Source organism: Streptomyces sp. NBC_00009, from assembly GCF_045040855.1.
In the GTDB taxonomy this organism is placed as follows: Bacteria; Actinomycetota; Actinomycetes; order Streptomycetales; family Streptomycetaceae; genus Streptomyces; species Streptomyces aureus.
Map to the genome: position 1 here is coordinate 2,509,154 of NZ_CP108312.1, position 23,557 is coordinate 2,532,710.

The following is a 23,557-nucleotide window of genomic DNA, read 5'->3' on the forward strand; positions in this document are numbered from 1 at the left end:
GGGTACTCAGTGGTGCTCTGCGAGAGCGCCCTGAATGTAGGTGCTGGCGAGGAGCACGAAGACGTACGCCTGGACCGCCTGCACGAAAAGCTCGAAGAGGATCATGGCCATGGTCATCACGAAGGAGACGCCCGCGGCCGGGATCATCCAGCTGTTCAGCAGGTACCAGGAGGCGACGGTGAACATCACCAGCATCAGGTGACCGGCGAACATGTTGGCGAACAGTCGCACCGCGTGCGTGAACGGCCGGACGAGCAGGTTCGAGAAGAACTCGATGAACGAGACGAGCCACTTGATCGGGCCGAGCGAGCTGTCGTAGCCCGTGATGTTCTTCCAACCGCCCACGAAACCATGGCGCTTGAAGGTCAGCGGCACCCAGATCAGGTAGACGAGGACCGCGAGCACGACCGGGTACGCGAACACCGACGCGACCGGGAACTGAGTCAGCGGGATCACGGACCAGATGTTCATGATCCAGATGAAGAAGAACAGCGACACCATGAAGGGGACGTACTTCTCGCCCTCCTTCTTGCCCATCGTCTCGTAGACGATTCCGCGGCGTACGAAGTCGTACCCCGCCTCCACGGCCATCTGGAGCTTGCCCGGGACGACCTTGGCCTTGCCGAACGCCGCGTAGAAAACACTGACGACGACGAGGGTCGTCAGGAGGGCGAGCAGCATCACCTTGTTGAACTCGAACCCGCCGACGGTGAAGATCGGCTTGAAGAGGAACGAGTGCAGACCGGGAGCCGGAAAGCCGCAGCCGTTGTCGGACATGATCCGACAGCTCCAGTCAAAGGCGAGCTCAGTCTGGTCAGCACTCACCACGGGCTCCTTCGGCGTGACGCATAGGTACGGCAACCTCGTTGTGTCGTTGCGGCGCGCAGCCGCGGATCGGCACTGGTCTGGTGTTTCGGATGTGGGGGCGGCAGGCAGGCAGTGAGCCTCGCAGTCGAGCAGGCGTCAGCTCAGATGCCCGCGCCCGCAGTGCCGCAGTTGGCACCGGACGATAGCAGTTACACGAACCGCCACTTATCCCGCCCCTACCCCTCACGATGACGACCCCGATTTATTGGGCTTGTCGCTCTTCTCGGAGTCGTTCGCCGAGTCGGGATCGATATAGAAAATCTTGGCCTTCATGTGCGCACGCGCCTGCGCGGCCATCCATACGACGGTGGCGGCGACGAGTGAAGCGGCGAAGGCCTTGGGGTTGAACAGTGTCGTGTCCTTGAAGACGGCGACGAAGATCAGAAGCAGCAGCAACTGGGCGACGTAGAGCATCAGCCCCATCGCCTGGAAGAGCTGCGGAAGCGATTTTGCCGTCCGCTGGAGGACGACCTGCCCGAGGCCCATGAAAGCGATGACGACCACCGTGCCGATGACTGCACCGAGGGCCCCCTTGCCGCCGGCGACCACACCACTGATCACGGCGGCAAGCGCGCCGGCAATGGCTGTGGGCACAACGGCCTGAAGGAGGATCCGTGCGTCGTTGGAGGGCATGGCGGCAGCTCCCTTTACTGGGTGGGGGCAGGGTGTCGTCATGGACGAGCGTAGACCGGGGCCGAGAGGGAACTTCGGGCCAATGGGCCGTCGCACTACGGTCCTTCGGCTCTATCCCCGGGTCTCGTGAACGGTATCACAAACTATTTGATGAGGTCTTTACCTGTGTAGTGTGCTCACTGTCACACGTGAGAGTTACTCCGCGCGTCTGTGCAGAAAAGCGGCCAACTTGTCTGGTAATGAGGCGTTTTCGTCTCTCGCGTCAGCGCGACGAGTGCGCCTTGCGCCGATCCAGGAAGCGCGAACGGGGGCCAATGGCCGTCGCCCCGTTGACTCCTGCGGGCATCGGCGTGCGCGCACCCTCGTCCTCGGGGGCCTGTGCGGCCACACCTGACCCGGCCGCCTCCTCGGCCGGCCCGGCCGCTGCCCGAGCCGCGTACGACGGCGACGTCTCAGGCACCTGGTCAGCCGCCTGCGCGGCCCGCCTGCGCCGGTAGCGCGGCGGCACGAAGGCCTCCGCCCAGCGCGGGGCGCGCGGCGTGAAGCGCGGCAGCAGAAGCAGTACGAGACCGACGAAGCTCAGCGCGACGATCGCGAACACGAGCCACATCGACGTCGAGTGGACGGAGTAGGCGACCGCGCCGAAGGACAGCAGAGCAGCCCAGAAGTACATGATCAGGACCGCGCGGCTGTGGGAGTGGCCGATCTCCAGGAGCCGGTGGTGCAGGTGTCCGCGGTCGGCCGCGAACGGCGACTGGCCCTTCCAGGTGCGCCGCACGATCGCGAGGACCAGGTCCGCGAACGGCACCGCGATGATCGTCAGCGGCATCAGCAGCGGGATGAAGACCGGGACCATCGCGTGGGTGGCGTCACGGGTGCCGCCGAAGTTCAGCTTCATCAGGCTCGGGTCGACCTGGCCGGTGATGGAGATGGCGCCGGCGGACAGGACAAGGCCGATGAGCATCGACCCGGAGTCGCCCATGAAGATCCGGGCGGGGTGCATGTTGTGCGGCAGGAAGCCCACACACATGCCGATCAGGATCGCCGAGAACAGCGTCGCGGGGGCGGCCGCCTCGATGCCGTAGCCGTACCAGAGGCGGTACGCGTACAGGAAGAACGCGGTGGCGGCGATGCAGACCATGCCCGCCGCCAGGCCGTCGAGGCCGTCCACGAAGTTGACCGCGTTGATGCTGATGACCACCAGGGCGACCGTGAGGAGCGTGCCCTGCCACTGGGTGAGGGAGACGGTGCCCACGCCCGGGATCGGCAGCCACAGGATCGTCAGACCCTGCATGACCATGACGCCGGCGGCGATCATCTGGCCGCCCAGCTTGATCAGGGCGTCGATCTCGAACTTGTCGTCCAGGACACCGATCAGCCAGATCAGGGCGGCTCCGGAGAGCAACGCCCGCGGCTCGTTCGACATCTCGAAGACGGGGCTGAGGTTCGTCAGGTGGTCCGCGACGAGGAGACCCGCGCACAGGCCGAAGAACATGGCGATCCCGCCGAGCCGGGGCGTGGGCTCCCGGTGCACGTCGCGGGCGCGGATCTCCGGCATGGCGCCGGCCACGATCGCGAACTTCCGCACCGGGCCGGTCAACAGGTATGTCACCGCGGCCGTGATGCAGAGCGTCAGCAGGTATTCACGCACGGGCTTCCCCACAGATATCGCTGGCCATCTCAGCCCCACACCCTAGCTTCGCGCGCATGTGGTGAAGGACTGCCGGGTAGCGATGATGGTTGCACGAGTGACGGACCACCCATGCCCGCCTACCCCTGTCTAGTCCGGATACGGCGGAAATCTTCCGGTGAGATCGCGCACTTCCGCACGCGCCGTACGCGGATCGACCCCGTCCCGCAGCACCCCCGAGAAGAGCACCGCGATGCGCGCCATCTCCGGCTCGCCCATGCCCTGGGTGGTGACGGCGGCGGTGCCGAGGCGCAGGCCGCGCCCGTCCCCGAAGGGCAGCGCGCACGTGTCGAGGACCATGCCGGCCGAGGCGAGCCGCCCCCGGGCGGTCGGGCCGTCGACGCCCAGCGACGTGGGGTCGGCGGTCAGCAGATGGGTGTCCGTGCCGCCGGTGGTGATCGCGAGGCCCTCGGCGTCGAGCGCGGCCGCGAGGACCCTCGCGTTGGCGACCACCTGATGGGTGTACGCGGCGAAGGCCGGGGTCGCCGCCTCGCCGAACGCGACGGCCTTGGCGGCGATCGTGTGCATCTGGGCGCCGCCCTGCGTGAAGGGGAAGACCGCCCGGTCGATGCGTCCGGCGAGCTCGGCCCCGCACAGGACCATGCCGCCGCGGGGGCCGCGCAGCACCTTGTGCGTGGTGGCGCAGACGACATCGGCGTACGGCACGGGGTTCGGTGCCGCTCCCCCGGCGACCAGGCCGATGGGGTGCGCGGCGTCGGCGATTAGGTAGGCGCCCACGTCGTCGGCGATGTCGCGGAAGGCCGCGTAGTCGATGTGCCGGGGATAGGCGATCGAGCCGCAGACGATCGCCTTGGGGCGGTGGGCGCGGGCCAGCGCGCGGACCTGGTCGTGGTCGATGAGGCCGGTCTCCGGGTCGACGCCGTAGGGCACGAAGTCGAACCAGCGGCCCGAGAAGTTCGCGGGCGACCCATGGGTGAGGTGGCCGCCGTACGAGAGCCCCATCGCGAGGACGGTGTCGCCGGGGCGCAGCAGGGCGGCGTACGCGGCGAGGACCGCGGAGGAGCCGGAGTGGGGCTGCACATTGGCGTGCTCGGCCCCGAAGAGCGCTCTGGCCCGGTCGACGGCGATGCGCTCCGCCATGTCGACGAGCTCGCAGCCGCCGTGGTGGCGGGCGCCGGGGTAGCCCTCGGCGTACTTGTTGGCGAGCGGGGAGCCGAGGGCCGCGAGGACGGCCGGCGACGTGAAGTTCTCGGCGGCGATCAGTTGCAGCGACGTGGCCTGCCGGGCCGCCTCGCCGAGCATGATCTCGGCGATCTCGGGGTCCTGCCTGCGCAGCACGTCGAAGCCGGCGTGCGCGTACGTCGCACCGGCGGGGGCTTGTTCAGTGGTGACCGGCATCTTGGGCTCCGGGCCTCGCGGGGGTGACCTCAAAACCAATGTAGGCCCGCACCGCCCGCGGCGCCCGAAACTCAGGTACGAGCGGGTAATCCGGCAGACGCTGTCACTACGTTCGGCGGCAGGCCGGAACGCCCGTCAATGCCGTCACCACGGGATCCAGCGCCTCGCTGAACCCCATCCCCAACGCGCCACTCGCACCGCTCGGCCCCAAAGGGCCTCCCCGGCTTCGCAGCGCTGCGCCGGACTCCGTCCGCCGGTTCAACGGCAGGCCGGAACACCCGTCAGCGCCGTCACCACGGGATCCAGCGCCTCGCTGATCTCCTCGCCGACCGAGCGGAAGAACGGCAGAGGTGCGCCGTACGGGTCGTAGACCTCGTCGGCCTCGGCGTTCGGGGCGAGAAGCCACCCGCGTAGAGCCGCCGCGGCGCGCACCAGTGCGCGTGCGCGCTCCACCACGCCGCCGTCCAGCGGGTCGGGCAGCGTGGCCGGATCGATGGCCTGGACGAGGCGCGTGAACTCCTTCAGCGTGAAGGTGCGCAGGCCCGCGCTGTGGCCCATGGAGATGACCTGGGCGCGGTGGTCGCGGGTGGCCGTGAGGACCAGGTCCGCGCGGATCACGTGGTCGTCGAGGAGCTCGCGCCCCACGAAGCCGGAGGCGTCCGCACCGAAGTCCGCGAGGACGGTCTCGGCGTTGGCCTCCATGGGCGCGCCCTCGTGGCCCCAGGTGCCCGCGCTCTCGACGATCAGACCGCGTACGAGGGGGTCCCCGAGCCTGCCCACCAGGGCATGCCGGGTCAGCCGCTCGGTGATCGGCGAGCGGCACACGTTGCCGGTGCTGACATGGAGGATGCGGAAGGAGTCCCCGGTGCCTATGCCACGCCCCGTCTCAGGGGCTGTCAATTCGCCACCTCGAGGTCAGGTACGACCTTGCGCAGCTCGTCCGCGGTCAGGGCACCCGCGCGCAGGAGCACCGGAACCTTCCCGGTCACGTCGACGATCGAGGACGGGACGATGCCGGGCGTGGGGCCGCCGTCGAGGTAGACGGAGACGGAGTCGCCGAGCATGTCCTGCGCGGCGTCGCAGTCCTCGGGGGCGGGGTGCCCCGTGAGGTTCGCGGAGGATACGGCCATGGGGCCGACCTCGGTGAGCAGCTCGATCGCGACCGGGTGCAGGGGCATGCGGACGGCGACGGTGCCACGGGTGTCGCCGAGGTCCCACGCCAGGGACGGCTGGTGCTTGGCGACGAGCGTGAGGGCGCCCGGCCAGAACGCGTCGACGAGTTCCCAGGCCATCTCGGAGAAGTCCGTGACGAGGCCGTGCAGCGTGTTCGGGGAGCCGATGAGGACAGGGGTCGGCATGTTGCGGCCGCGCCCCTTGGCGTCCAGCAGGTCGGCGACGGCCTCGGAGGTGAAGGCGTCGGCGCCGATGCCGTACACGGTGTCGGTGGGCAGCACGACCAGCTCACCGCGGCGGACGGCGGACGCGGCTTCACGCAGACCGGTCGTACGGTCCGACGCGTCGTTGGTGTCGTATCGCCGAGCCATTTAGCGGGCCTCCTCGTACACGAAGTACACGTAGTCCATGCGAGAGATGCGGGAACTGCTGGTGCTGTTGCTGCTGTTGCTGCTGTTGCTGCGCTGATTCTGTCGCGTCACGGCATCGCCTTGCGGGCGGTCGCGAAGCGCGGGCGGTTGTTCAGGTCGGGGTGGTCGGCGGCGTCGGCCCAGCCCCGTTCCTCGGTGAAGATCCACGGGACCTGGCCGCCCTGGGTGTCGGCGTGCTCCACGACGACGACGCCACCAGGGCGCAGCAGGCGGTGCGCGGTCCGCTCGATGCCGCGGATCAGGTGGAGCCCGTCCTCGCCGGAGAACAGCGCGAGTTCGGGGTCGTGGTCGCGGGCCTCGGGGGCGACGTACTCCCACTCGGTGAGCGGGATGTACGGCGGGTTGGAGACCACCAGGTCGACCTGGCCGTCGAGCTCGGGGAAGGCCTCCAGGGCGTCTCCCTGGCGCAGGTCGACCCTGGACCCCTCGACGTTCTTGCGCGTCCACCTCAGGGCGTCCTCGGACAGCTCCACGGCGTGCACACGGGAGCGCGGGACCTCCTGCGCGAGGGCGAGCGCGATGGCGCCCGAGCCCGTGCACAGGTCGACGATGAGCGGCTCGACGACGTCCATGGCCCGTACGGCGTCTATGGCCCAGCCGACCACGGACTCCGTCTCGGGCCGCGGCACGAACACGCCCGGCCCCACCTGGAGTTCGAGGTAGCGGAAGTAGGCGCGCCCGGTGATGTGCTGGAGCGGCTCACGGGCCTCGCGACGCGCGGTGACCTCCCAGTAACGGGCGTCGAAGTCCGCGTCCTTGACCAGATGCAGCTCGCCCCGCTTCACGCCGTGCACGAAGGCGGCGAGCTCCTCCGCGTCGTTGCGGGGCGAGGGCACGCCCGCGTCGGCGAGGCGCTGGGTGGCCTGGGCGACTTCCGCGAGCAGCACGCTGCGGGGGTTTGGGGGTCGCCCCCCAAGATGTTGCTGCACGCTGGTCCTCCGGGGCTGAGCTGGTCTTTTTTTGGTGTGGCTTAGGCGGCGGCGAGCTTGGCGGCCGAGTCGGCGTCGACGCAGGCCTGGATCACCGGGTCGAGCTCACCGTCGAGCACCTGGTCCAAGTTGTACGCCTTGAAACCGACGCGGTGGTCCGAGATGCGGTTCTCCGGGAAGTTGTACGTACGGATCTTCTCGGAGCGGTCGACGGTGCGGACCTGGCTGCGGCGCGCGTCCGCGGCCTCGGCCTCGGCCTTCTCGACTGCTGCCGCGAGAAGCCTGGAGCGCAGGATACGCATCGCCTGCTCCTTGTTCTGGAGCTGGCTCTTCTCGTTCTGGCAGGAAGCGACCACTCCGGTGGGCAGGTGCGTGATGCGCACCGCGGAGTCCGTCGTGTTGACGGACTGGCCGCCGGGGCCCGACGAGCGGTAGACGTCGATGCGGAGGTCGTTCGCGTGGATCTCGACGTCGACATCCTCGGCCTCGGGCGTCACGAGGACGCCGGCCGCGGAGGTGTGGATACGGCCCTGCGACTCGGTCGACGGCACACGCTGCACGCGGTGCACACCGCCCTCGTACTTCAGACGGGCCCAGACGCCCTGGCCGGGCTCGGTCGCGCCGTTGCCGCCCTTGGTCTTCACGGCGACCTGGACGTCCTTGTAGCCGCCCAGCTCGGACTCGGTGGCGTCGATGATCTCGGTCTTCCAGCCGACGCGCTCCGCGTACCGCAGATACATGCGCAGCAGGTCGCCGGCGAAGAGGGCCGACTCGTCGCCGCCCGCGCCCGCCTTGACCTCGAGGATGACGTCCTTGTCGTCGTTGGGGTCCCGGGGGACCAGCAGGAGCCGCAGCTTCTCGGTGATCTCCTCGCGCTGCTTCTCGAGGTCCTTGACCTCGGCGGCGAAGTCCGGGTCGTCCGCGGCGAATTCGCGCGCGGTCTCGATGTCGTCACCGGTCTGCTTCCAGGAGCGGTAGGTGGCGACGATCGGGGTCAGCTCGGCGTAGCGCTTGTTGAGCTTGCGCGCGTTCGCCTGGTCGGCGTGGACCGCGGGGTCCGCGAGCTTCGTCTCGAGATCGGCGTGCTCACCGATGAGGTCCTCGACGGCCTCGAACATCTCCGGCTCCTGAAGTGAGGTACAGCGAAAGGGAACGGCCACCGGCCGGCCGGGGAAGACCCCCGGGTCCCCGGCCAACCAAAAACAAGCACGCCGGTCCCGGCCCGCCCCGAAGGGCGGCCGTGGACCGGCGCAAGTGGCTCGCTACTTGTTGGCGGCAGCAGCCTTGCCGAAGCGGGCCTCGAAGCGGGCCACGCGGCCACCGGTGTCGAGGATCTTCTGCTTGCCCGTGTAGAACGGGTGGCACTCGGAGCAGACCTCGGCACGGACGGTGCCGCTGGAGATCGTGCTGCGGGTGGTGAACGACGCGCCACAGGTGCAGCTGACCTGCGTCTCGACGTACTCGGGGTGGATGTCGCGCTTCAAGGTGTCTCCTATGATCTCGGAGGGCTCCGGGTCGCTTCCGCGGATTGCGGGGGCGTGAACCGGGGCCGACGTACCAGTCTGCCAGGACTGGCCGTATCCCCCAAAACCGGGGTCGGGGCGGAACTATTCCCGAAGGGTCACCGGCAAGTGGTGACCGGCGTCCGGTGGCCGGCTAGTGGCTGGTCACGACGGAGCCCGCGGAGCCCTTGCCACCGGCGGAGCCCTTGAGCGCGGAGGCCGGAACGGGCTGGTCCGTCTTGAGCGCCGCCCAGACCTTCGCGCCCGCCTTCCCCAGCGGGAGTACGCGGTTCGGGTCGGCGGGGTCGTACTGGACGGGGAGCGTCACCATCTTCATGTCGCCCGCGCCGATGCCCTTGAGGCCGCCCGCGAAACCGGCCAGTTCCTTGACCGAGTTGAGCTCGGAGTCGGTGGTGACGGCGCTGGTGGCGGTGTCCGCGAGGTCGTAGAGCTTCTTGGGGCTGGTGAAGACGCCGACGTCCTTGATCTGGTTGATCAGCGCCTTCATGAAGTCCTGCTGGAGCTGTATTCGGCCCAGGTCGCTGCCGTCGCCGACGGCGTGCCGGGTGCGGACGAGGCCGAGCGCCTGCTCGCCGGTGAGGGTGTGCTTCCCGGCCGCCAGATGCAGATGACTCTTGCTGTCGTCTATGGCCTGCTTCGTGGTGATGTCGACGCCACCGAGGGTGTTGATGAGCTTCTTGAAGCCCGAGAAGTCGACCTCGACGTAGTGGTCCATGCGGATCCCGGACATCTTCTCGACCGTCTTGACGGCGCAGGCCGGGCCGCCGACCTCGTACGCCGTGTTGAACATCTGCTGGTTGCCGCCCGCGACCGTGTTGCCGGCGCTGTCGGTGCAGGTCGGGCGGGTGACGAGGGTGTCGCGCGGTATGGAGACCACGCTGGCCTTCTTGTGGCCCTCGTACACGTGGACGACCATCGCGGTGTCGGAGCGGGCGCCGCCGCCGTCCTGCCCGTACTTGGCGTTCGCGCCGGAGCGCGAGTCCGAGCCGAGGACGAGGATGTCCATCGAGCCGTTGTCGACGTTCGCGGGCCGGTTGGTGCCGAGCGCGGCGTTGATGTCGACGCCCTTGATGTTCCCGTTGAGCTTGAAGTACAGGAAGCCGGCGCCCGCGCCCGCCAGGACGACGAGTCCCGCCGCGGTGCAGGCCGTGATGACGAGGGCCTTGCTGCGCTGGGCGCGCGGCTTGCGCCGTCGGCCGCCGCTTCCGCCGCCGCGGGTGGGGCGGCTCGGATCGGTGGTCGCGGGGCTGCTCTCGTCGGGCATGTGCTCCTCAGTCCTCAACTGCTCGGTTGGCCGGGTACCCCCTGTTTGCAGGGCCAGGCGCGGACGGACGTCTTTTCGTCCGTCTCTTCGTCTGTCTCTTCGTCCGTCTCTTCGCGAGACGTGGAAACCGGGAAGAAGGGTTGCACAACGCGCTGTGCCCGCCGCGGGGCTCGCGACGGGCACAGAGAGTGCGACGAGAGCCGGTCGTCCGGCTCTCACCTGCGGCTTTATCCGAAGATGTTGTACTGCGTGTAGCCGGTCCCGATCTTGATGCGTGTGGCAAAGATCTCCGAGGAGGCGGTCCCCGTGCCCGGGTACAGGTAGAGCGTTCCGCCGGGCGTGCGGGCCACGTAGTCGGCCTTGCCGTCGCCGGTCACGTCACCCGGCGCCGCGAACGCGTTGTACCCGTCCCAGGTGCGCACCTGCACTCCGGTCTCGAAGGGCGCGGACGCCTTGCCGGTGCCCTTGAGGAGGTACAGCTTGCCGCCGCTGCCGCGCGCGATCAGGTCGCTCTGCCCGTCACCGGTGAAGTCGCCCTTGCCGCGCAGGGAGTTGAAGGCCTGGTAGCCGCTGCCGACGGTGGTGCGGGTGCCGTACGTCCCGTCGCCCTTGCCCGGGTACAGGTAGAGCGAGCCGCCGGAGGTGGCGGACAGCAGGTCGGGGAAGCGGTCCCCGGTCACGTCGCCGGGCGCCACGATGAACTTCCGCGTCGACCAGTCGCTCGCGATCTTCGTGTCCGTGTACGTCGAGCTGGACGCGGACCGGTGCCGCCAGTAGACGGCACCGTCGGACCGGCGGCGGATGATGAAGTCCTGGTAGCCGTCGCGGTTCATGTCGGCCTGGAGGACGAGGTTGTACGCGCTCCAGGACCCGCTCAGCGTCTTGCGCGTGGCGAACCCGCTGCCCGTGGACTCCTTGACGTAGCCCTTGCCGCCGGAGGAGGCCCGGACGAAGAGGTCGGCCTTGCCGTTGCGGCTGATGTCGGTGTCGTCGATGCGCGGACGGACCTTGGGCTGGTACGTGGAGACCTTGGTGAAGGCCTCGTACGTGCCGGCGACGTTGCAGAGCTGCTTGCCCTGGCTGATGCCCCAGGAGACGATGCCGACGACCTTGTTGCCCACGATGAGCGGGCCGCCCGAGTCGCCGGGGCACGTGGTCTTGCCGGTGCTGTCGTCGCCGGTGCCGAGCTGTCCGGCGCAGATCATCTTCCCGGCCTGGAAGTACGGGTCCAGGTTCTGGGTGCAGGCGTCGTCGGAGTTCAGCGGCAGGGTGACCTTCTGCAGCTGGGACGCGATGTCGGCGGTGTCTTCGTTCGAGCTGGTGAGACCCCAGCCGTACACGGTGGCGTTCGTGCCGGCGGCGTACAGCGCGCTGTCAGCCGGTCCGGCCAGCTCCAGCGTGGTCTGGGCGACCGGCTTGGCGAGGGTGAGCAGGGCGACGTCGTTCGTGATGGCGTCGGGGTCGTAGCCGTCGCGGACCCAGCTACGGGTGACGTCGATGTACTGGGCGCCGTTGTCCGGGACGGTGACGCTCTTGCTGGTGCCGACGGCGACTTCGCCGTACTTGCCCCAGTCCTGCCGGTTGCCGTTCTCGTCGTGCAGGCAGTGCGCGGCGGTGAGCACCTTGTTCGGCGCGACCAGCGTGCCACCGCAGACGAAGTAGGAGCCGCCGGCGGGGTCGTTGTAGACGAGCTGCACCATCCAGGAGGCGGCGCTTCCGGTGCCGCCGATGATGCGGGGCGTGACCGTCCGGTCACCGCTCGGCGACGGCGATGACACCGCGGGCTCCGCGGTCTTCGTGCCGGGCGGCGGCTGTACGACCCGGCCGGTGTCGGACTCCCCCGCGTAAGAGGTGACGGCGAACGCGCCCGCGCCGATCAGGGCGAGCCCGGCCGCGGCGGCCGGCAGCACCTTGCCGAGTCTTCGGCGGTGCCGGCCGGAGCCGGATACAGATATGTCCACGCAAGTCCCCCCAGGGAGTGATGAGTTGAACGTTGGATGAAGAGCGCGATCGTACAACCCGCCCCGGAGCGCACAAAGGGCCGCCCCCGTCACATCCGTGACGGGGGCGGCCCTTGAGCGGTGTTACCGCTGAGCGAAGCTCTTAGTCGTTGCCGTTGCCCGGCGTCGGCGTCGTCTTCGCGATCTGCATCAGGAACTCGGCGTTCGACTTCGTCTGCTTCATCTTGTCGAGAAGCAGCTCGATGGCCTGCTGCGAGTCGAGCGCGTGCAGCACCCGGCGCAGCTTCCAGACGATCGCCAGCTCTTCCGCGTTGAGCAGGATCTCTTCCTTACGGGTGGAGGACGCGTCGACGTCCACCGCCGGGAAGATGCGCTTGTCGGAGAGCTTGCGGTCGAGCTTGAGCTCCATGTTGCCGGTGCCCTTGAACTCCTCGAAGATCACCTCGTCCATGCGCGAGCCGGTGTCGACCAGCGCGGTGGCGAGAATGGTCAGCGAGCCGCCGTCCTCGATGTTGCGCGCCGCACCGAAGAAGCGCTTCGGCGGGTAGAGCGCGGTCGAGTCGACACCACCGGACAGGATGCGGCCGGAGGCCGGCGCCGCCAGGTTGTAGGCACGGCCCAGACGCGTGATCGAGTCGAGCAGGACGACCACGTCGTGACCCAGCTCCACGAGACGCTTGGCGCGCTCGATGGCCAGCTCGGCGACCGTGGTGTGGTCCTCGGCCGGGCGGTCGAAGGTCGAGGAGATGACCTCGCCCTTCACCGACCGCTGCATGTCGGTGACCTCTTCCGGACGCTCGTCGACCAGGACGACCATCAGGTGGCACTCGGGGCTGTTGACGGTGATCGCGTTGGCGACCGCCTGCAGGATCATGGTCTTGCCGGTCTTCGGCGGGGCCACGATCAGGCCTCGCTGGCCCTTACCGATCGGCGACACGAGGTCGATGATGCGGGTGGTCAGGATGCCCGGGTCGGTCTCCAGACGGAGGCGGTCCTGCGGGTAAAGGGGCGTCAGCTTGTTGAACTCCGGCCGCCCACGCCCGGATTCGGCCGCCATGCCGTTCGCCGAGTCGAGGCGGACGAGCGCGTTGAACTTCTCGCGGCGCTCGCCGTCCTTGGGCTGGCGGACGGCGCCGGTGACGTGGTCACCCTTGCGCAGGCCGTTCTTGCGGACCTGGGCGAGGGACACGTACACGTCGTTCGGACCGGGCAGGTAGCCCGAGGTCCGGATGAACGCGTAGTTGTCGAGGATGTCCAGGATGCCCGCGACGGGGATCAGGACGTCGTCCTCGGAGACCTGCGGCTCGTTGCCGAAGCCGGCCTCGTCGCGGCCACGACGGCCACGGCGGTCGCGGTAGCGGCCACGGCGTCCGCGGCGGCCACCCTCGAAGTCGTCGTCGTCCTGCGGACCGCTGTCCCGCTGACGGTCCTGGCGTCCGCCGCCCTGCGGCTGACGCTGGCCGCCCTGCTCCTTGCCCTGCTCGTCGCCCTTGCCGCGGCGGTCGCCACGGTCACGGTCGCCGCGGTCACGGCCACCGCGCTCACCGCGGTCGCCGCCACGGTCACCGCGGTCACGACGGTCACGGCGCTCACGACGGCCCTCGGCGCCGTTGTCACCGGCGTCGCCCTTGGCCTCGCCCTGGGCGTCCGTCTTGGTCTCGGTCTTCGCCTCGGCCGTGACGGTCTCGGGGCTGCCGGCCTCGGAGGTGGCACGGCGGCGGCGACGCTCGCCGCCCTTTTCGTCGCTCGCCGGCTGACCGGGGATGTCGATCTGCTGCTGAGCGGCGGCCTTCGCGGCCTTGGCGTCTTCGGCCTTGGTCGCCTTGGCGGCGGGGGCCTCGGTGCCGTTCGCCGCGGCCTCGTCGCCGGTGCGCGCCTTGGAGGTGGCGCGGCGCTTCGGCTTGGTCTCGGTGGTGTCGGCGCTCTTCGCGGGAGCGCCTCCCCCGGCCTGCGCCTCCTTGATGACCTCGATCAGCTGGCTCTTGCGCATACGCGCGGTGCCCCTGATGCCGAGGCCCGATGCGACCTGCTGGAGCTCGGCCAGCACCATGCCCTCAAGGCCGGTACCGCGGCGCCGCCGGGAGCCCGAAGCACCGGCAGCAGGGGCATCCGCAGCGGCGGAGGGCGCGGCAGCGGAGCTGTCGGCGCTCACGCCCATCAGATCGGTGGTGTCGCTCACGAAGGGTCCTTCCCTGGAGCGGACGTCGGCCTGTCTGGCTCGGCGACCGGTTGTGCTGTCCGGCGGTGGTCCTGTCGGTATGGACCGTGCCGGGGCGGTGGTCCGCCAACGCGGCGGAAGAATTCATTGGTGACGGCGATTCCCGAAGCCGCGGGTTCCACTGGAATGTCTGTGTCACCCGGCTCGATCACACCGGTTCCGGAGCATGCTCGAAACGGCTCAGTGCACGGCACAGAGCAATTTGCGGGGCTCCCGGAAGAATGGTTGTCCCGGAGGGGGACACACAGCACCTCGCCATGGTGGGGTCGGGTGCAGACTTGAGGTTAACACTACCGGATCCAACAAATATTCCCCCTCTCGAATTCCGGCAACCGTGTGTCAGTGAGCAAGCGGCAGCACGCTCGCTCCGTCGACATCGAGGTCGAGGCGGTTCGCCGCCCATCCCTCACCGGCCAGCCGGGCGACCTTGTCGGCCGCTGACTCCTCCACAAGGGCAAGGACCGTGGGGCCCGCCCCTGAGATCACCGCGGGAACGCCGTCGGCCCGCAGCCGCTCCACGAGTGCGAGGCTCTCCGGCATCGCGGGAGCCCGGTATTCCTGGTGGAGCCGGTCCTCGGTGGCGGGCAGCAGCAGCTCGGGGCGCCTCGTGAGGGCCTCTACGAGCAGGGCCGCTCGGCCCGCGTTCACCGCGGCGTCCACATGCGGGACGCTGCGCGGCAGGAGACCGCGCGCGGTCTCGGTGAGTACCGGCTTTCCCGGTACGAAAACCACCGGAACGATGGAACCCGCGGGGTCCATCCTGATCGCCCGGGCCGCGCCGCCGTCCATCCAGGAGAGCGTGAAGCCGCCGAGCAGGCAGGCCGCGACATTGTCCGGGTGCCCCTCGATCTCGGTCGCGAGCTCCAGCAGAGCCGCGTCGTCGAGGCGGGCGTCGCCGCCTATCGTCACGGCGCGCGCGGCGACGATGCCGGCGCAGATGGCGGCCGACGAGGAGCCGAGGCCGCGGCCGTGCGGGATCCGGTTGGCACAGACGACCTCCAGGCCGCGCGGCTGTCCGCCGAGCAGGTCGAAGGCGGTGCGCAGGGAACGTACGAGCAGATGGGACTCGTCGCGCGGAAGGGTTTCGGAGCCCTCACCTGCGATGTCGATGTTCAGCCCGGAGTCGGCGACCCGGACGACCACGTCGTCGTAGAGACCCAGCGACAGGCCGAAGGCATCGAAGCCCGGGCCGAGGTTGGCGCTGGAGGCGGGGACGCGCACCCTGACGGCGGCGGCGCGGAAGGCGGGACCGGCCATCGCTCGATGACACTCCTTGAGCTGCGGTTCTTGCGTGATGAACGAGGTGACTGCGGTAGAGATCCGATGATTGCTGCCCGTGTGAGAACCCGAAGGCCGCGAGGGCTACGACGACGCCTGCGGCACCGCGGCATATGCATATGCGGCGGGGTGGGTTCGGTACAGCCTATCGAAGGAAGGTTCAGTGGCGACATAGGGCGCACAGGAGGCGCACGATGCGTGTCGTAAGCCCCCTGTGCACCCCCTGTGCGGAGTTGACCGGTCCGGTCCGCTTACACCAGGCCGAGGCGCTCGGCCGCGGTGACCGCGTCGACCGGGACGGTGACGGGCTGCGGGGCGCCCGCGACGGCCCAGTCGGGGTCCTTGAGGCCGTTGCCCGTGACGGTGCAGACAATCTTCTGTCCCTTGTCGACCTTGCCCTGCTCGGCGGCCTTGAGCAGACCGGCGACGGAGGCGGCCGACGCGGGCTCCACGAAGACACCCTCCTGGGACGCCAACAGCTTGTAGGCGCGCAGGATTTCACGGTCCGTCACTTCGTCGATGAAGCCGCCGGACTCGTCACGGGCGGCCAGCGCGAAGTCCCAGGACGCGGGGTTGCCGATGCGAATCGCGGTGGCGATCGTCGACGGGTCCTTGACGATCTCGCCGCGCACGATGGGCGCGGACCCGGAGGCCTGGAAGCCCCACATGCGCGGCGTGTGCGTGGCGATGCCGTCCGCCGCGTACTCCTTGTAACCCTTCCAGTACGCCGTGATGTTGCCGGCGTTACCGACGGGCAGGACGTGGATGTCGGGTGCGTCGCCGAGCGCGTCGACGATCTCGAACGAGGCGGTCTTCTGGCCCTCGATACGGAACGGGTTGACCGAATTGACCAGCGCCACCGGGTAGTTCTCGGAGAGGGCGCGGGCCAGGTTCAGGCAGTCGTCGAAGTTGCCGTCGACCTGGAGGATCTTCGAGCCGTAGACCAGCGCCTGGCCCATCTTGCCGAGCGCGATCTTGCCCTGCGGGACGAGTACGGCGCAGACCATCCCGGCGCGCACGGCGTAGGCCGCGGCCGAGGCGGAGGTGTTGCCGGTGGAGGCGCAGATGACGGCCTGCGCGCCCTCCTCCTTGGCCTTCGTGATCGCCATCGTCATGCCGCGGTCCTTGAAGGACCCGGTCGGGTTGGCACCCTCGACCTTGAGGTGGACCTCGCAGCCCGTGCGCTCGGAGAGCACCTGGGCGGGCACGAGCGGCGTGCCGCCCTCGCGCAGCGTGACGACCGGCGTGGTGTCGGACACCGGAAGCCGGTCGCGGTACTCCTCGATGATTCCGCGCCACTGGTGGGTCATTGCTCGTTACTCCCCTTCAACACGCATGATGCTGGCGACACCACGCACGGTGTCGAGCTTGCGCAGCGCGTCGACGGTCCCGGTGAGGGCCGCGTCCGCCGCACGGTGGGTGACCACGACGAGGGAGGCCTCGCCGTCCTTGACCGATTGGCGCACCGTGTCAATGGATACGCCGTGCTCGGCGAAGACCGTCGCGACCTGGGCGAGGACGCCCGGCTTGTCGGCTACGTCGAGGCTGATGTGGTAGCGCGTCACGACCTCGCCCATGGGCGAGACGGGCAGCTGGGTGTAGGCGGAGTCACCGGGTCCGGTGGCCTCGCCGAGCTTGTTGCGGCACACGGCCACGAGGTCGCCGAGCACGGCCGACGCGGTGGGCGCGCCGCCGGCTCCGGGCCCGTAGAACATGAGCTGGCCGGCGGCCTCGGCCTCGACGAACACGGCGTTGTACGCGCCGCGCACGGAGGCCAGCGGGTGGTCGAGCGGGATCATCGCGGGGTGCACGCGCGCGGTGACGGAACCGCCGTGCGCCGCCCGCTCACAGATGGCGAGCAGCTTGATGGTGCAGCCCATCTCCTTCGCGGAAGCGAAGTCGGCGGCGGTCACCTCGGTCATGCCCTCGCGGTAGACGTCGTCGAGACGTACGCGGGTGTGGAAGGAGATCCCGGCGAGGATGGCGGCCTTGGCGGCGGCGTCGAAGCCCTCGACGTCGGCGGTGGGGTCGGCCTCGGCGTAACCGAGCGCGGTGGCCTCGTCGAGGGCCTCCTGATACCCGGCGCCCGTCGTGTCCATCTTGTCGAGGATGAAGTTGGTCGTGCCGTTGACGATGCCCATGACACGGTTGATCTTGTCGCCCACGAGAGACTCGCGCAGCGGCCTGATCAGCGGGATCGCGCCGGCGACGGCGGCCTCGTAATACAGGTCGCGGCCGTGCTCCTCTGCGGCGGCGTGCAGGGCCGCGCCGTCCTGGGCGATGAGCGCCTTGTTGGCGGAGACGACGGAGGCGCCGTGCTCGAACGCCGTCATGATGAGGCCGCGGGCCGGCTCGATGCCTCCGATGACCTCGACGACGACGTCGATGTCGCCCCGTTTGACGAGGGCGGTCGCGTCCGTGGTGACGAGCGCGGGATCGATGCCCTCGCGCACCTTCGACGGGCGCCGGACGGCGACCCCGGCCAGTTCCACGGGGGCGCCGATCCGGGCCGCGAGGTCCTCGGCGTGCGTCGTCATGATGCGCGCCACCTCTGAGCCGACTACCCCACAGCCAAGGAGCGCCACCTTCAGCGGACGCGTACGCATCATCGACCTACGCCTTTCATTGAACCCAGCTCAGAGAGCTCAGCCTGCTTGATACTGCTTCAGTGGACCAGTCTCACCCACCGGACCGGGGTTTCTGCCCCCGGTCCGAATCCTGAGACGTGTATTTCATTTATCCGACGTCGAGACGCAGGAGATCTTCCTCCGTCTCACGCCGGACGATCACCCGCGCCTCACCGTCGCGCACGGCGACGACGGGCGGGCGAAGTGCGTGGTTGTAGTTGCTGGCCATGGACCGGCAGTACGCGCCGGTCGCCGGCACGGCGATCAGGTCACCGGGCGCGAGGTCGGCGGGCAGGAAGGCGTCCTTGACCACGATGTCGCCACTCTCACAGTGCTTGCCCACCACGCGGACGAGCATGGGCTCGGCGTCGGAGGTCCGCGAGACGAGGGCGACCGTGTACTCGGCGTCGTAGAGAGCGGTGCGGATGTTGTCCGACATGCCGCCGTCCACGGACACGTACGTACGGAGGGTTTCGAGCGGCTTGATGGTGCCGACCGTGTAGAGCGTGAAGGCGGTCGGGCCGACGATGGCGCGGCCCGGCTCGACGGAGATGCGCGGCGTGCGCAACCCCGCGGCCTCGCACTCCCTGGTCACGATCTCGTTGAGCGCCTTGGCGATCTGGTGCGGCTCGCTGGGGTCGTCGTCCGAGGTGTACGCGATGCCGAGGCCGCCGCCGAGGTCGATCTCGGGCAGCTCGATGCCGTGCTCGTCCCGCACCTCGGCGAGCAGCGCGACGACGCGGCGCGCGGCGACCTCGAAGCCGGCCATGTCGAAGATCTGCGAGCCGATGTGGCTGTGGATGCCGATGAGCTCGATTCCGTCGAGCTTGAGCGCACGCCGTACGGCCTCGGCGGCCTGTCCCCCGGCGAGCGCGATCCCGAACTTCTGGTCCTCGTGCGCGGTGGCGATGAACTCGTGCGTGTGGGCCTCGACGCCGACCGTCACGCGGATCTGCACGGGCTGGCGCCTGCCGAGCCGCTCGGCGATGTGCGACACCCGCACGATCTCCTGGAACGAGTCGAGCACGATCCGCCCGACCCCGACCTCGACGGCCCGCTCGATCTCTTCCTCGGACTTGTTGTTGCCGTGGAAGGCGATGCGCTCCGCGGGCATTCCGGCGGACAGCGCGGTGGCCAGCTCTCCACCGGAGCAGACATCGAGATTGAGCCCCTCCTCGTGCAGCCAGCGCACCACGGCGCGGGAGAGGAACGCCTTGCCGGCGTAGAAGACGTCGGCGTCGGCCCCGAAGGCGTCACGCCAGGCGCGGCAGCGGGCCCGGAAGTCGTCCTCGTCGAGGAAGTAGGCGGGGGTGCCGAACTCCTCGGCGAGCCGGGCCACTTCGATGCCGCCGACACGGACCGCGCCGTCGCCCGCACGGGTGACGGTCCGCGACCACACCTTCGGGTCGAGGGCGTTGAGATCGGCGGGCGGGGCGGAGTAGTGCCCCTCGGTCAGGACATCGGCGTGGCGGGGCCCGGCGGGGTGTGCGGAACGGCTCATGACTGTCTTCTGCGCTCTCTCAGAGATGTTCGGGTGCGTCGATACCGAGCAGGGACAGGCCGCCGGCGAGCACCGCCCCGGCGGCTTCGGCAAGCGCGAGCCGGGCACGGTGGGCGGCCGAGGGTTTCTCCTCCCCCTGCGGCAGCACGGTGTGCTGAAACCCGAGCAACGCATCGGCCACCACGACAAGGTGCCGGGCAAGCCGGTCGGGGGCGTGGTGGGTGGCAGCGAGGGTGAGGGTCTGGGGGTGGGTGGACAGGGCGGCACGGAGGGGGGCGGCCGCAGCGTTCGCCGGGGCGCGGGTGGCGTCCCCCGGGCCGGTCGCCGCGTCGTTGTCGCCTACGTCGCCGGGTTCGGCGGTGAAGCCGAGGGCGGCGGCGTTGCGGGTGAGGGCGCGAGTGCGGGCGTGGGCGTACCGGACGCGGAAGAGGGGGTTGCTCTCGCGCTGGGCGAGATGCTCGTCGCCGATACGAGGCCGGTCGTGCGCGGCGGGCAGGAGCAGGGCCCAGCGGGACGCGTCGCGGCCGAGGACTGCGGGGTCGCAGGGAGCGGGCACGGGCCGCAGATTCACGACGTGCGCGGCACTCGGCTCGGCCGTCTCCCCATGGACGACGTGGGCCTGGGCGCCCTGCGTGGCGAGGATGCGGCGGAGCGAATCGGCGACGACCTCGGCCCTGACCTCGTACGGAATACGGATCTCAAAGCGCTGACCTGCAAGAACATCGCTGTCCCCATACCTCCCGCCCCGGGCGAGAATCTCGCGGGCGAGGGCGCCGGGGTCGTCGTCAGCGAGGGTGAGATTGAGGAATCCGGGGCCGGTGACCTCGACGCCGGCGATGCCGGGGCTGTCGGAGAGGCGCCGCGAAAGGAGCTCGGCGACGTGCCGGGGCGGGCGTCCGGCGGGTCCTGCGAGTTGCAGCGCGACGTTCGTGGAGTAGTCCCCGCACCCACCGGGCCGCGGCCGCTCGACCACGACGCGTGCCGGCACGGCCACGCTCAGCTCACCATCGTCGACCGCGCGGCGCACGGCGCGCAGGACGGTACGGGAGAGCTCGACGGGGGTCACGGGACAAGCGTATGGGAGGAGGGGGGTGGGTGAGCGACCCGGTTTACGGGATGGTCCGGCATACGGACACGCTCGGCTCCCCCGTACCGCCTAGCCTCCGGTGCGCCCGGCGCGCTCGGCCTCTTCGGCACCGCGACCGCTGTCGCGCCCGCGCTCACTCAACTGCCGTACGACCCGTACGAGTTCACTGGGCTCGAAGGGCTTGGCGAGGAAGGCGTCGACCCCGACATCGAGTCCGGTATCAACCTCTTGAATGGTGCAAGCACTGACGATCACGATAGGGACACCGCGCGTATGGGTGTCGGAACGAAGCCGCGCGGTGGTCCGCAGCCCGTCGAGTCGGGGCATCACGACGTCCAGAGTGATCACATCAGGCCGAACCTGATGCACCACATCCAGACACTCGGCACCATCAGCCGCGGTCACGACCTCGAAGCCCTCCAGCTCGAGATTGACCCTGATCAGCTGCCGAATCACCTTGTTGTCGTCCACAACAAGCACTCGGCCGGACGCGCCTGACACAACTCGAGAGTAGGTCCGCCGGCGCCACCGCGTCCGGGTTTTCCCCACTTCCGCCCCGTACAGGGGACTACCACCCTCCCGCGCCCCCTGCACAGCCCTCCCGGGACGCCGCCTCAGCAGCGAATTAACTGTTCATGGGGACCCTGACGGAGCTGGTAGGGTTCTACCCGTCGCCACGCCAGCCGCGGCGAACACGCCCCCGTAGCTCAGGGGATAGAGCAACGGCCTCCGGAGCCGTGTGCGCAGGTTCGAATCCTGCCGGGGGCACCTTGAATTAGGTGCCCAAAGACCCCGCCATCAGCGCTTCCGCTGAAGACGGGGTCTTCGTGTATCTACGGACGTGCGCAGCTCTGCGCCGCCCAAAGCGGCCGTATGTCGGGGTCCGTGGACGACCTGTGGACGGGATCTTGGAGCGTCTCCGCAGGTGATGCCAACCATTCTCCGGTCACGACTGCCGTTCCCGCTATCGGACCGCACCGAAGACAAAGCATGATGTGACCCGCCAGGAGCTGTCAGGCCTGTCCCGGGTACGGGTTGTCGGCTACCTCGTGGACGAGTTGGGGGTCTCGTGGATGTGACCACGCTTGCCGTCGGGCTCATCAGCGTCGCAGGCACGTTAGGCGGCACTCTGGGCGGAGCAGTACTCAGCCAACGCGCCAGTCGGGCCGAAGCTCGGGAACAGAACCTGCGCGCCGACCGTCAGCAGGAGCAGGTACGCGCCGAGCAAGCAGTGCAGGCCACGCGCGATCTCTATGCTCGCCTGAACACCACGGCTCGCGCTTACCGAATCGCCGGCAGGGACGTCGTCGAGGCCGTCGCCCGCGGGGAGACCCTGGATCCAGTGCTCCTTGATGCCGCTAAGGAGACCTGGGCCGAGCATTACTCACAAGCGCAGATGACATTGGCCAGCGATGTTCTGGAAGTTGCTTCCAGCCTGAACAGGGCTCTCGGAATCGGATACTCCGTCGCCAAGCGGCTGCCAAGCAGCTCAGACCATGAAGCGGCTTACCGGCGAGCGACTGCATGGTTCAAGGGCCCCCTGTCCGACGGCGTGTACCTGCTCCGAGTCGCTCTGCGGCAAGACCTAGGCGTCGAGAGTGAGGCCGAGTTCGAGCAGTGGCGCCTGGGGATGGTGACCGCTCTGGATAACGCGCGGGACGCACTCGCACAGCAGTTGGAAGCGGAACGTCGTCAGGCCACTGGATCGGTTGACCAGCCCTGACAGGTTGAACTTTCACCGCCGGTGAGGGCGCACACCACAAAGCCCCTGGGCGGAATGCCGGGGGCCAGGGTGATGCGGCGCTCGCCTCACTCGTACTCGCGAAGCAGGTCCTCAATGCGCCTGTTGGCGACCTCGTGACGGCCGTCGAGGCACTTCGCGTAGCGGGTGAGCAGGACCTCCACACTGTTGCCGGCACGCTCTGCAACCTCGGTGGGGTCGACGCCGGCGTTGAGCCACGTGGAGAGGGCGGAGTGCCGGAGGTCGTAGGGCCGGCTGGCGAGCGGCGAGGCTGCTACCGCGGTGGGGAGCGCCAGGAAGCGGGCCTCCTGCCATACGCGGTAGTAGGTCGAGGACGGCACGACGGCCCCCTTCTCGCTGAAGAAGAGCCGCCCGTCAGCGGCCGTGCGGAAGGTGACCAGATGCTCTCGGAGCACGACGACGAGTTGGGGCGGGATCGGCACGCGGCGGACGTCCTCGGTGGGGCGGTTCTTGAGCCCGCGGTCGTCGTGGGTCTCCCCCGTGTCGGTCCACTGTCTGCCGACCGAAGGACGCGTGCGATGGAGAAGCGCAGAGCCCCAACCTGCGTCCGGCAGGACGAGGTCTGTCTCAGCGAGGCCGACCGCCTCAGCCGGGCGGAAGCCACCGAAGTACATGCAAGCGAAAAGGCCGACGAGGCGCCGGCCACGAGCGCGCCGATAACCACCAACGTAGGAGACGGCCGTGAGCAGGTTGCGGGCCTGCTCCGGATTGGCCACCACACGCGGATCCACCTGGTTGGACACCTTGGGCTTCTGCCAGAGCGCCTGCACGAGGCGGAGCAGCGCAGCCGTGAGATCTGCGGTTACTCGGAGATCGACTACGAACGCAACAAGGCCAGTTGGCTCACCACCCAGCCGGAAACAGATGCTCGACCCGGAAGCCACGCTCCGCCAACTCGACGAGTTCGAAGCGGGCGCCCGCAGGCTCCCGCCCAAAGCCGCTAAGCCGCTAAGCCGCCCGCGCTGTACCGAAACGAAGAGAACAAGTTCGGACTGACGTCGCTCGACGACGCCCTCCTCGCCACACGCGACGAGCCGTACTTCACGCTCATGGTCGACCCGGCGGCTGGCGACGGAAAGGTCCGCGCGCGCTACGAGTCATGGGGGTACGAGGACATAGGGCAGAGCCAGCCGTCACCGGCCTCCCCGGTCCTCACAGTGATGATCCGCGTCATTCGCTGACCGGCACCCGCGGTCCCCAGGAGGACACCAGCGGCGGCTTCACCCCAGGGCGGCTCGAGCTTTCCGTACGGTA

19 protein-coding genes, 1 tRNA gene and 2 pseudogenes are annotated in these 23,557 nt (G+C 69.1%); 3 read left to right on the forward strand and 19 right to left on the reverse strand.

The annotated features are described in order from the left end of the window. Positions 1 to 6 precede the first annotated feature (6 nt). The 18 genes from atpB to OHA58_RS11120 all read right to left on the reverse strand — a co-directional run bounded on the left by atpB (position 7) and on the right by OHA58_RS11120 (position 21,090). The gene (atpB, locus tag OHA58_RS11035; protein ID WP_329581583.1) at positions 7 to 777 is read right to left on the reverse strand and encodes a F0F1 ATP synthase subunit A; all 771 of its coding nucleotides are present in this window, start codon (positions 775 to 777) and stop codon (positions 7 to 9) included. A 273-nt stretch (positions 778 to 1,050) separates the two neighbouring features. After that, the gene (locus OHA58_RS11040; protein WP_405478549.1) at positions 1,051 to 1,500 is read right to left on the reverse strand and encodes a hypothetical protein; all 450 of its coding nucleotides are present in this window, start codon (positions 1,498 to 1,500) and stop codon (positions 1,051 to 1,053) included. Between the two features lie 262 nt (positions 1,501 to 1,762). Further along, entirely contained in the window at positions 1,763 to 3,151 is a 1,389-nt protein-coding gene (locus OHA58_RS11045; RefSeq protein ID WP_405478550.1) for an MraY family glycosyltransferase, read from the reverse strand. Positions 3,152 to 3,280: 129 nt separating this feature from the next. Further along, complete coding sequence (gene glyA / locus OHA58_RS11050; RefSeq protein ID WP_405478551.1) at positions 3,281 to 4,549, reverse strand: serine hydroxymethyltransferase; 1,269 nt, start codon at positions 4,547 to 4,549, stop codon at positions 3,281 to 3,283. A gap of 258 nt (positions 4,550 to 4,807) precedes the next feature. Further along, on the reverse strand, positions 4,808 to 5,449 hold the full coding sequence (locus OHA58_RS11055) for a protein-tyrosine-phosphatase (protein ID WP_116509886.1): 642 nt from the start codon (positions 5,447 to 5,449) through the stop codon (positions 4,808 to 4,810). Next, on the reverse strand, positions 5,446 to 6,093 hold the full coding sequence (locus tag OHA58_RS11060; protein WP_100595861.1) for an L-threonylcarbamoyladenylate synthase: 648 nt from the start codon (positions 6,091 to 6,093) through the stop codon (positions 5,446 to 5,448). The genes OHA58_RS11055 and OHA58_RS11060 overlap by 4 nt, the downstream gene beginning before the upstream one ends. Positions 6,094 to 6,200: 107 nt before the next feature. Continuing rightward, positions 6,201 to 7,040, reverse strand: a complete 840-nt coding sequence (prmC, locus tag OHA58_RS11065; RefSeq protein ID WP_100595862.1) for a peptide chain release factor N(5)-glutamine methyltransferase — start codon at positions 7,038 to 7,040, stop codon at positions 6,201 to 6,203. An 83-nt stretch (positions 7,041 to 7,123) separates the two neighbouring features. Further along, a complete protein-coding gene (gene prfA / locus OHA58_RS11070; protein ID WP_405478552.1) occupies positions 7,124 to 8,200 on the reverse strand; it encodes a peptide chain release factor 1 in 1,077 nt (358 codons plus the stop codon). Positions 8,201 to 8,344: 144 nt separating this feature from the next. Next, entirely contained in the window at positions 8,345 to 8,566 is a 222-nt protein-coding gene (gene rpmE / locus OHA58_RS11075; protein ID WP_100595864.1) for a 50S ribosomal protein L31, read from the reverse strand. A 172-nt stretch (positions 8,567 to 8,738) separates the two neighbouring features. Then, positions 8,739 to 9,869 carry an LCP family protein gene (locus OHA58_RS11080; protein ID WP_405478553.1) on the reverse strand — a complete coding sequence of 377 codons (1,131 nt, stop codon included), beginning with the start codon at positions 9,867 to 9,869 and terminating at the stop codon, positions 8,739 to 8,741. 227 nt (positions 9,870 to 10,096) lie between these two features. Next, positions 10,097 to 11,830, reverse strand: a complete 1,734-nt coding sequence (locus OHA58_RS11085; protein WP_405478554.1) for a trypsin-like serine protease — start codon at positions 11,828 to 11,830, stop codon at positions 10,097 to 10,099. A 142-nt stretch (positions 11,831 to 11,972) separates the two neighbouring features. Beyond that, the gene (rho, locus tag OHA58_RS11090) at positions 11,973 to 14,009 is read right to left on the reverse strand and encodes a transcription termination factor Rho (RefSeq protein ID WP_405478555.1); all 2,037 of its coding nucleotides are present in this window, start codon (positions 14,007 to 14,009) and stop codon (positions 11,973 to 11,975) included. A gap of 378 nt (positions 14,010 to 14,387) precedes the next feature. Further along, positions 14,388 to 15,305, reverse strand: a complete 918-nt coding sequence (gene thrB / locus OHA58_RS11095) for a homoserine kinase (protein WP_266560063.1) — start codon at positions 15,303 to 15,305, stop codon at positions 14,388 to 14,390. Positions 15,306 to 15,577: 272 nt separating this feature from the next. Further along, on the reverse strand, positions 15,578 to 16,636 hold the full coding sequence (gene thrC / locus OHA58_RS11100) for a threonine synthase (RefSeq protein WP_405478556.1): 1,059 nt from the start codon (positions 16,634 to 16,636) through the stop codon (positions 15,578 to 15,580). 6 nt (positions 16,637 to 16,642) lie between these two features. Further along, positions 16,643 to 17,932, reverse strand: a complete 1,290-nt coding sequence (locus tag OHA58_RS11105) for a homoserine dehydrogenase (protein ID WP_405484899.1) — start codon at positions 17,930 to 17,932, stop codon at positions 16,643 to 16,645. A 130-nt stretch (positions 17,933 to 18,062) separates the two neighbouring features. After that, positions 18,063 to 19,454: a diaminopimelate decarboxylase gene (lysA, locus tag OHA58_RS11110; RefSeq protein ID WP_405478557.1), complete on the reverse strand. Its 1,392-nt coding sequence runs from the start codon at positions 19,452 to 19,454 to the stop codon at positions 18,063 to 18,065. Between the two features lie 19 nt (positions 19,455 to 19,473). Then, a complete protein-coding gene (nrtL, locus tag OHA58_RS11115) occupies positions 19,474 to 20,520 on the reverse strand; it encodes an ArgS-related anticodon-binding protein NrtL (RefSeq protein ID WP_405478558.1) in 1,047 nt (348 codons plus the stop codon). 90 nt (positions 20,521 to 20,610) lie between these two features. Next, on the reverse strand, positions 20,611 to 21,090 hold the full coding sequence (locus OHA58_RS11120; RefSeq protein ID WP_405478559.1) for a response regulator: 480 nt from the start codon (positions 21,088 to 21,090) through the stop codon (positions 20,611 to 20,613). A gap of 147 nt (positions 21,091 to 21,237) precedes the next feature. On the opposite strand from OHA58_RS11120, the gene OHA58_RS11125 reads away from it, so the two are divergent. Next, positions 21,238 to 21,309, forward strand: a tRNA-Arg gene (locus OHA58_RS11125). Between the two features lie 301 nt (positions 21,310 to 21,610). Then, on the forward strand, positions 21,611 to 22,264 hold the full coding sequence (locus OHA58_RS11130) for a hypothetical protein (protein WP_405478560.1): 654 nt from the start codon (positions 21,611 to 21,613) through the stop codon (positions 22,262 to 22,264). 86 nt (positions 22,265 to 22,350) lie between these two features. Here OHA58_RS11130 and OHA58_RS11135 read toward each other — a convergent pair. After that, positions 22,351 to 23,061, reverse strand: a pseudogene (locus OHA58_RS11135) (site-specific integrase); the annotation flags it as partial. Positions 23,062 to 23,304: 243 nt separating this feature from the next. On the opposite strand from OHA58_RS11135, the pseudogene OHA58_RS11140 reads away from it, so the two are divergent. Further along, positions 23,305 to 23,484: pseudogene (locus tag OHA58_RS11140) on the forward strand (GNAT family N-acetyltransferase); the annotation flags it as partial. Positions 23,485 to 23,557 lie beyond the last annotated feature (73 nt).

Excerpts from the sequence above, each read along its gene's own strand:
- atpB (WP_329581583.1), bottom strand. The coding sequence starts at position 777 with ATGTCCGACAACGGCTGCGGCTTTCCGGCTCCCGGTCTGCACTCGTTC.
- OHA58_RS11040 (WP_405478549.1), bottom strand. The coding sequence starts at position 1,500 with ATGCCCTCCAACGACGCACGGATCCTCCTTCAGGCCGTTGTGCCCACA.
- glyA (WP_405478551.1), bottom strand. The coding sequence starts at position 4,549 with ATGCCGGTCACCACTGAACAAGCCCCCGCCGGTGCGACGTACGCGCAC.
- OHA58_RS11060 (WP_100595861.1), bottom strand. The coding sequence starts at position 6,093 with ATGGCTCGGCGATACGACACCAACGACGCGTCGGACCGTACGACCGGT.
- prfA (WP_405478552.1), bottom strand. The coding sequence starts at position 8,200 with ATGTTCGAGGCCGTCGAGGACCTCATCGGTGAGCACGCCGATCTCGAG.
- OHA58_RS11080 (WP_405478553.1), bottom strand. The coding sequence starts at position 9,869 with ATGCCCGACGAGAGCAGCCCCGCGACCACCGATCCGAGCCGCCCCACC.
- thrB (WP_266560063.1), bottom strand. The coding sequence starts at position 15,305 with ATGGCCGGTCCCGCCTTCCGCGCCGCCGCCGTCAGGGTGCGCGTCCCC.
- thrC (WP_405478556.1), bottom strand. The coding sequence starts at position 16,636 with ATGACCCACCAGTGGCGCGGAATCATCGAGGAGTACCGCGACCGGCTT.
- OHA58_RS11105 (WP_405484899.1), bottom strand. The coding sequence starts at position 17,932 with ATGCGTACGCGTCCGCTGAAGGTGGCGCTCCTTGGCTGTGGGGTAGTC.
- lysA (WP_405478557.1), bottom strand. The coding sequence starts at position 19,454 with ATGAGCCGTTCCGCACACCCCGCCGGGCCCCGCCACGCCGATGTCCTG.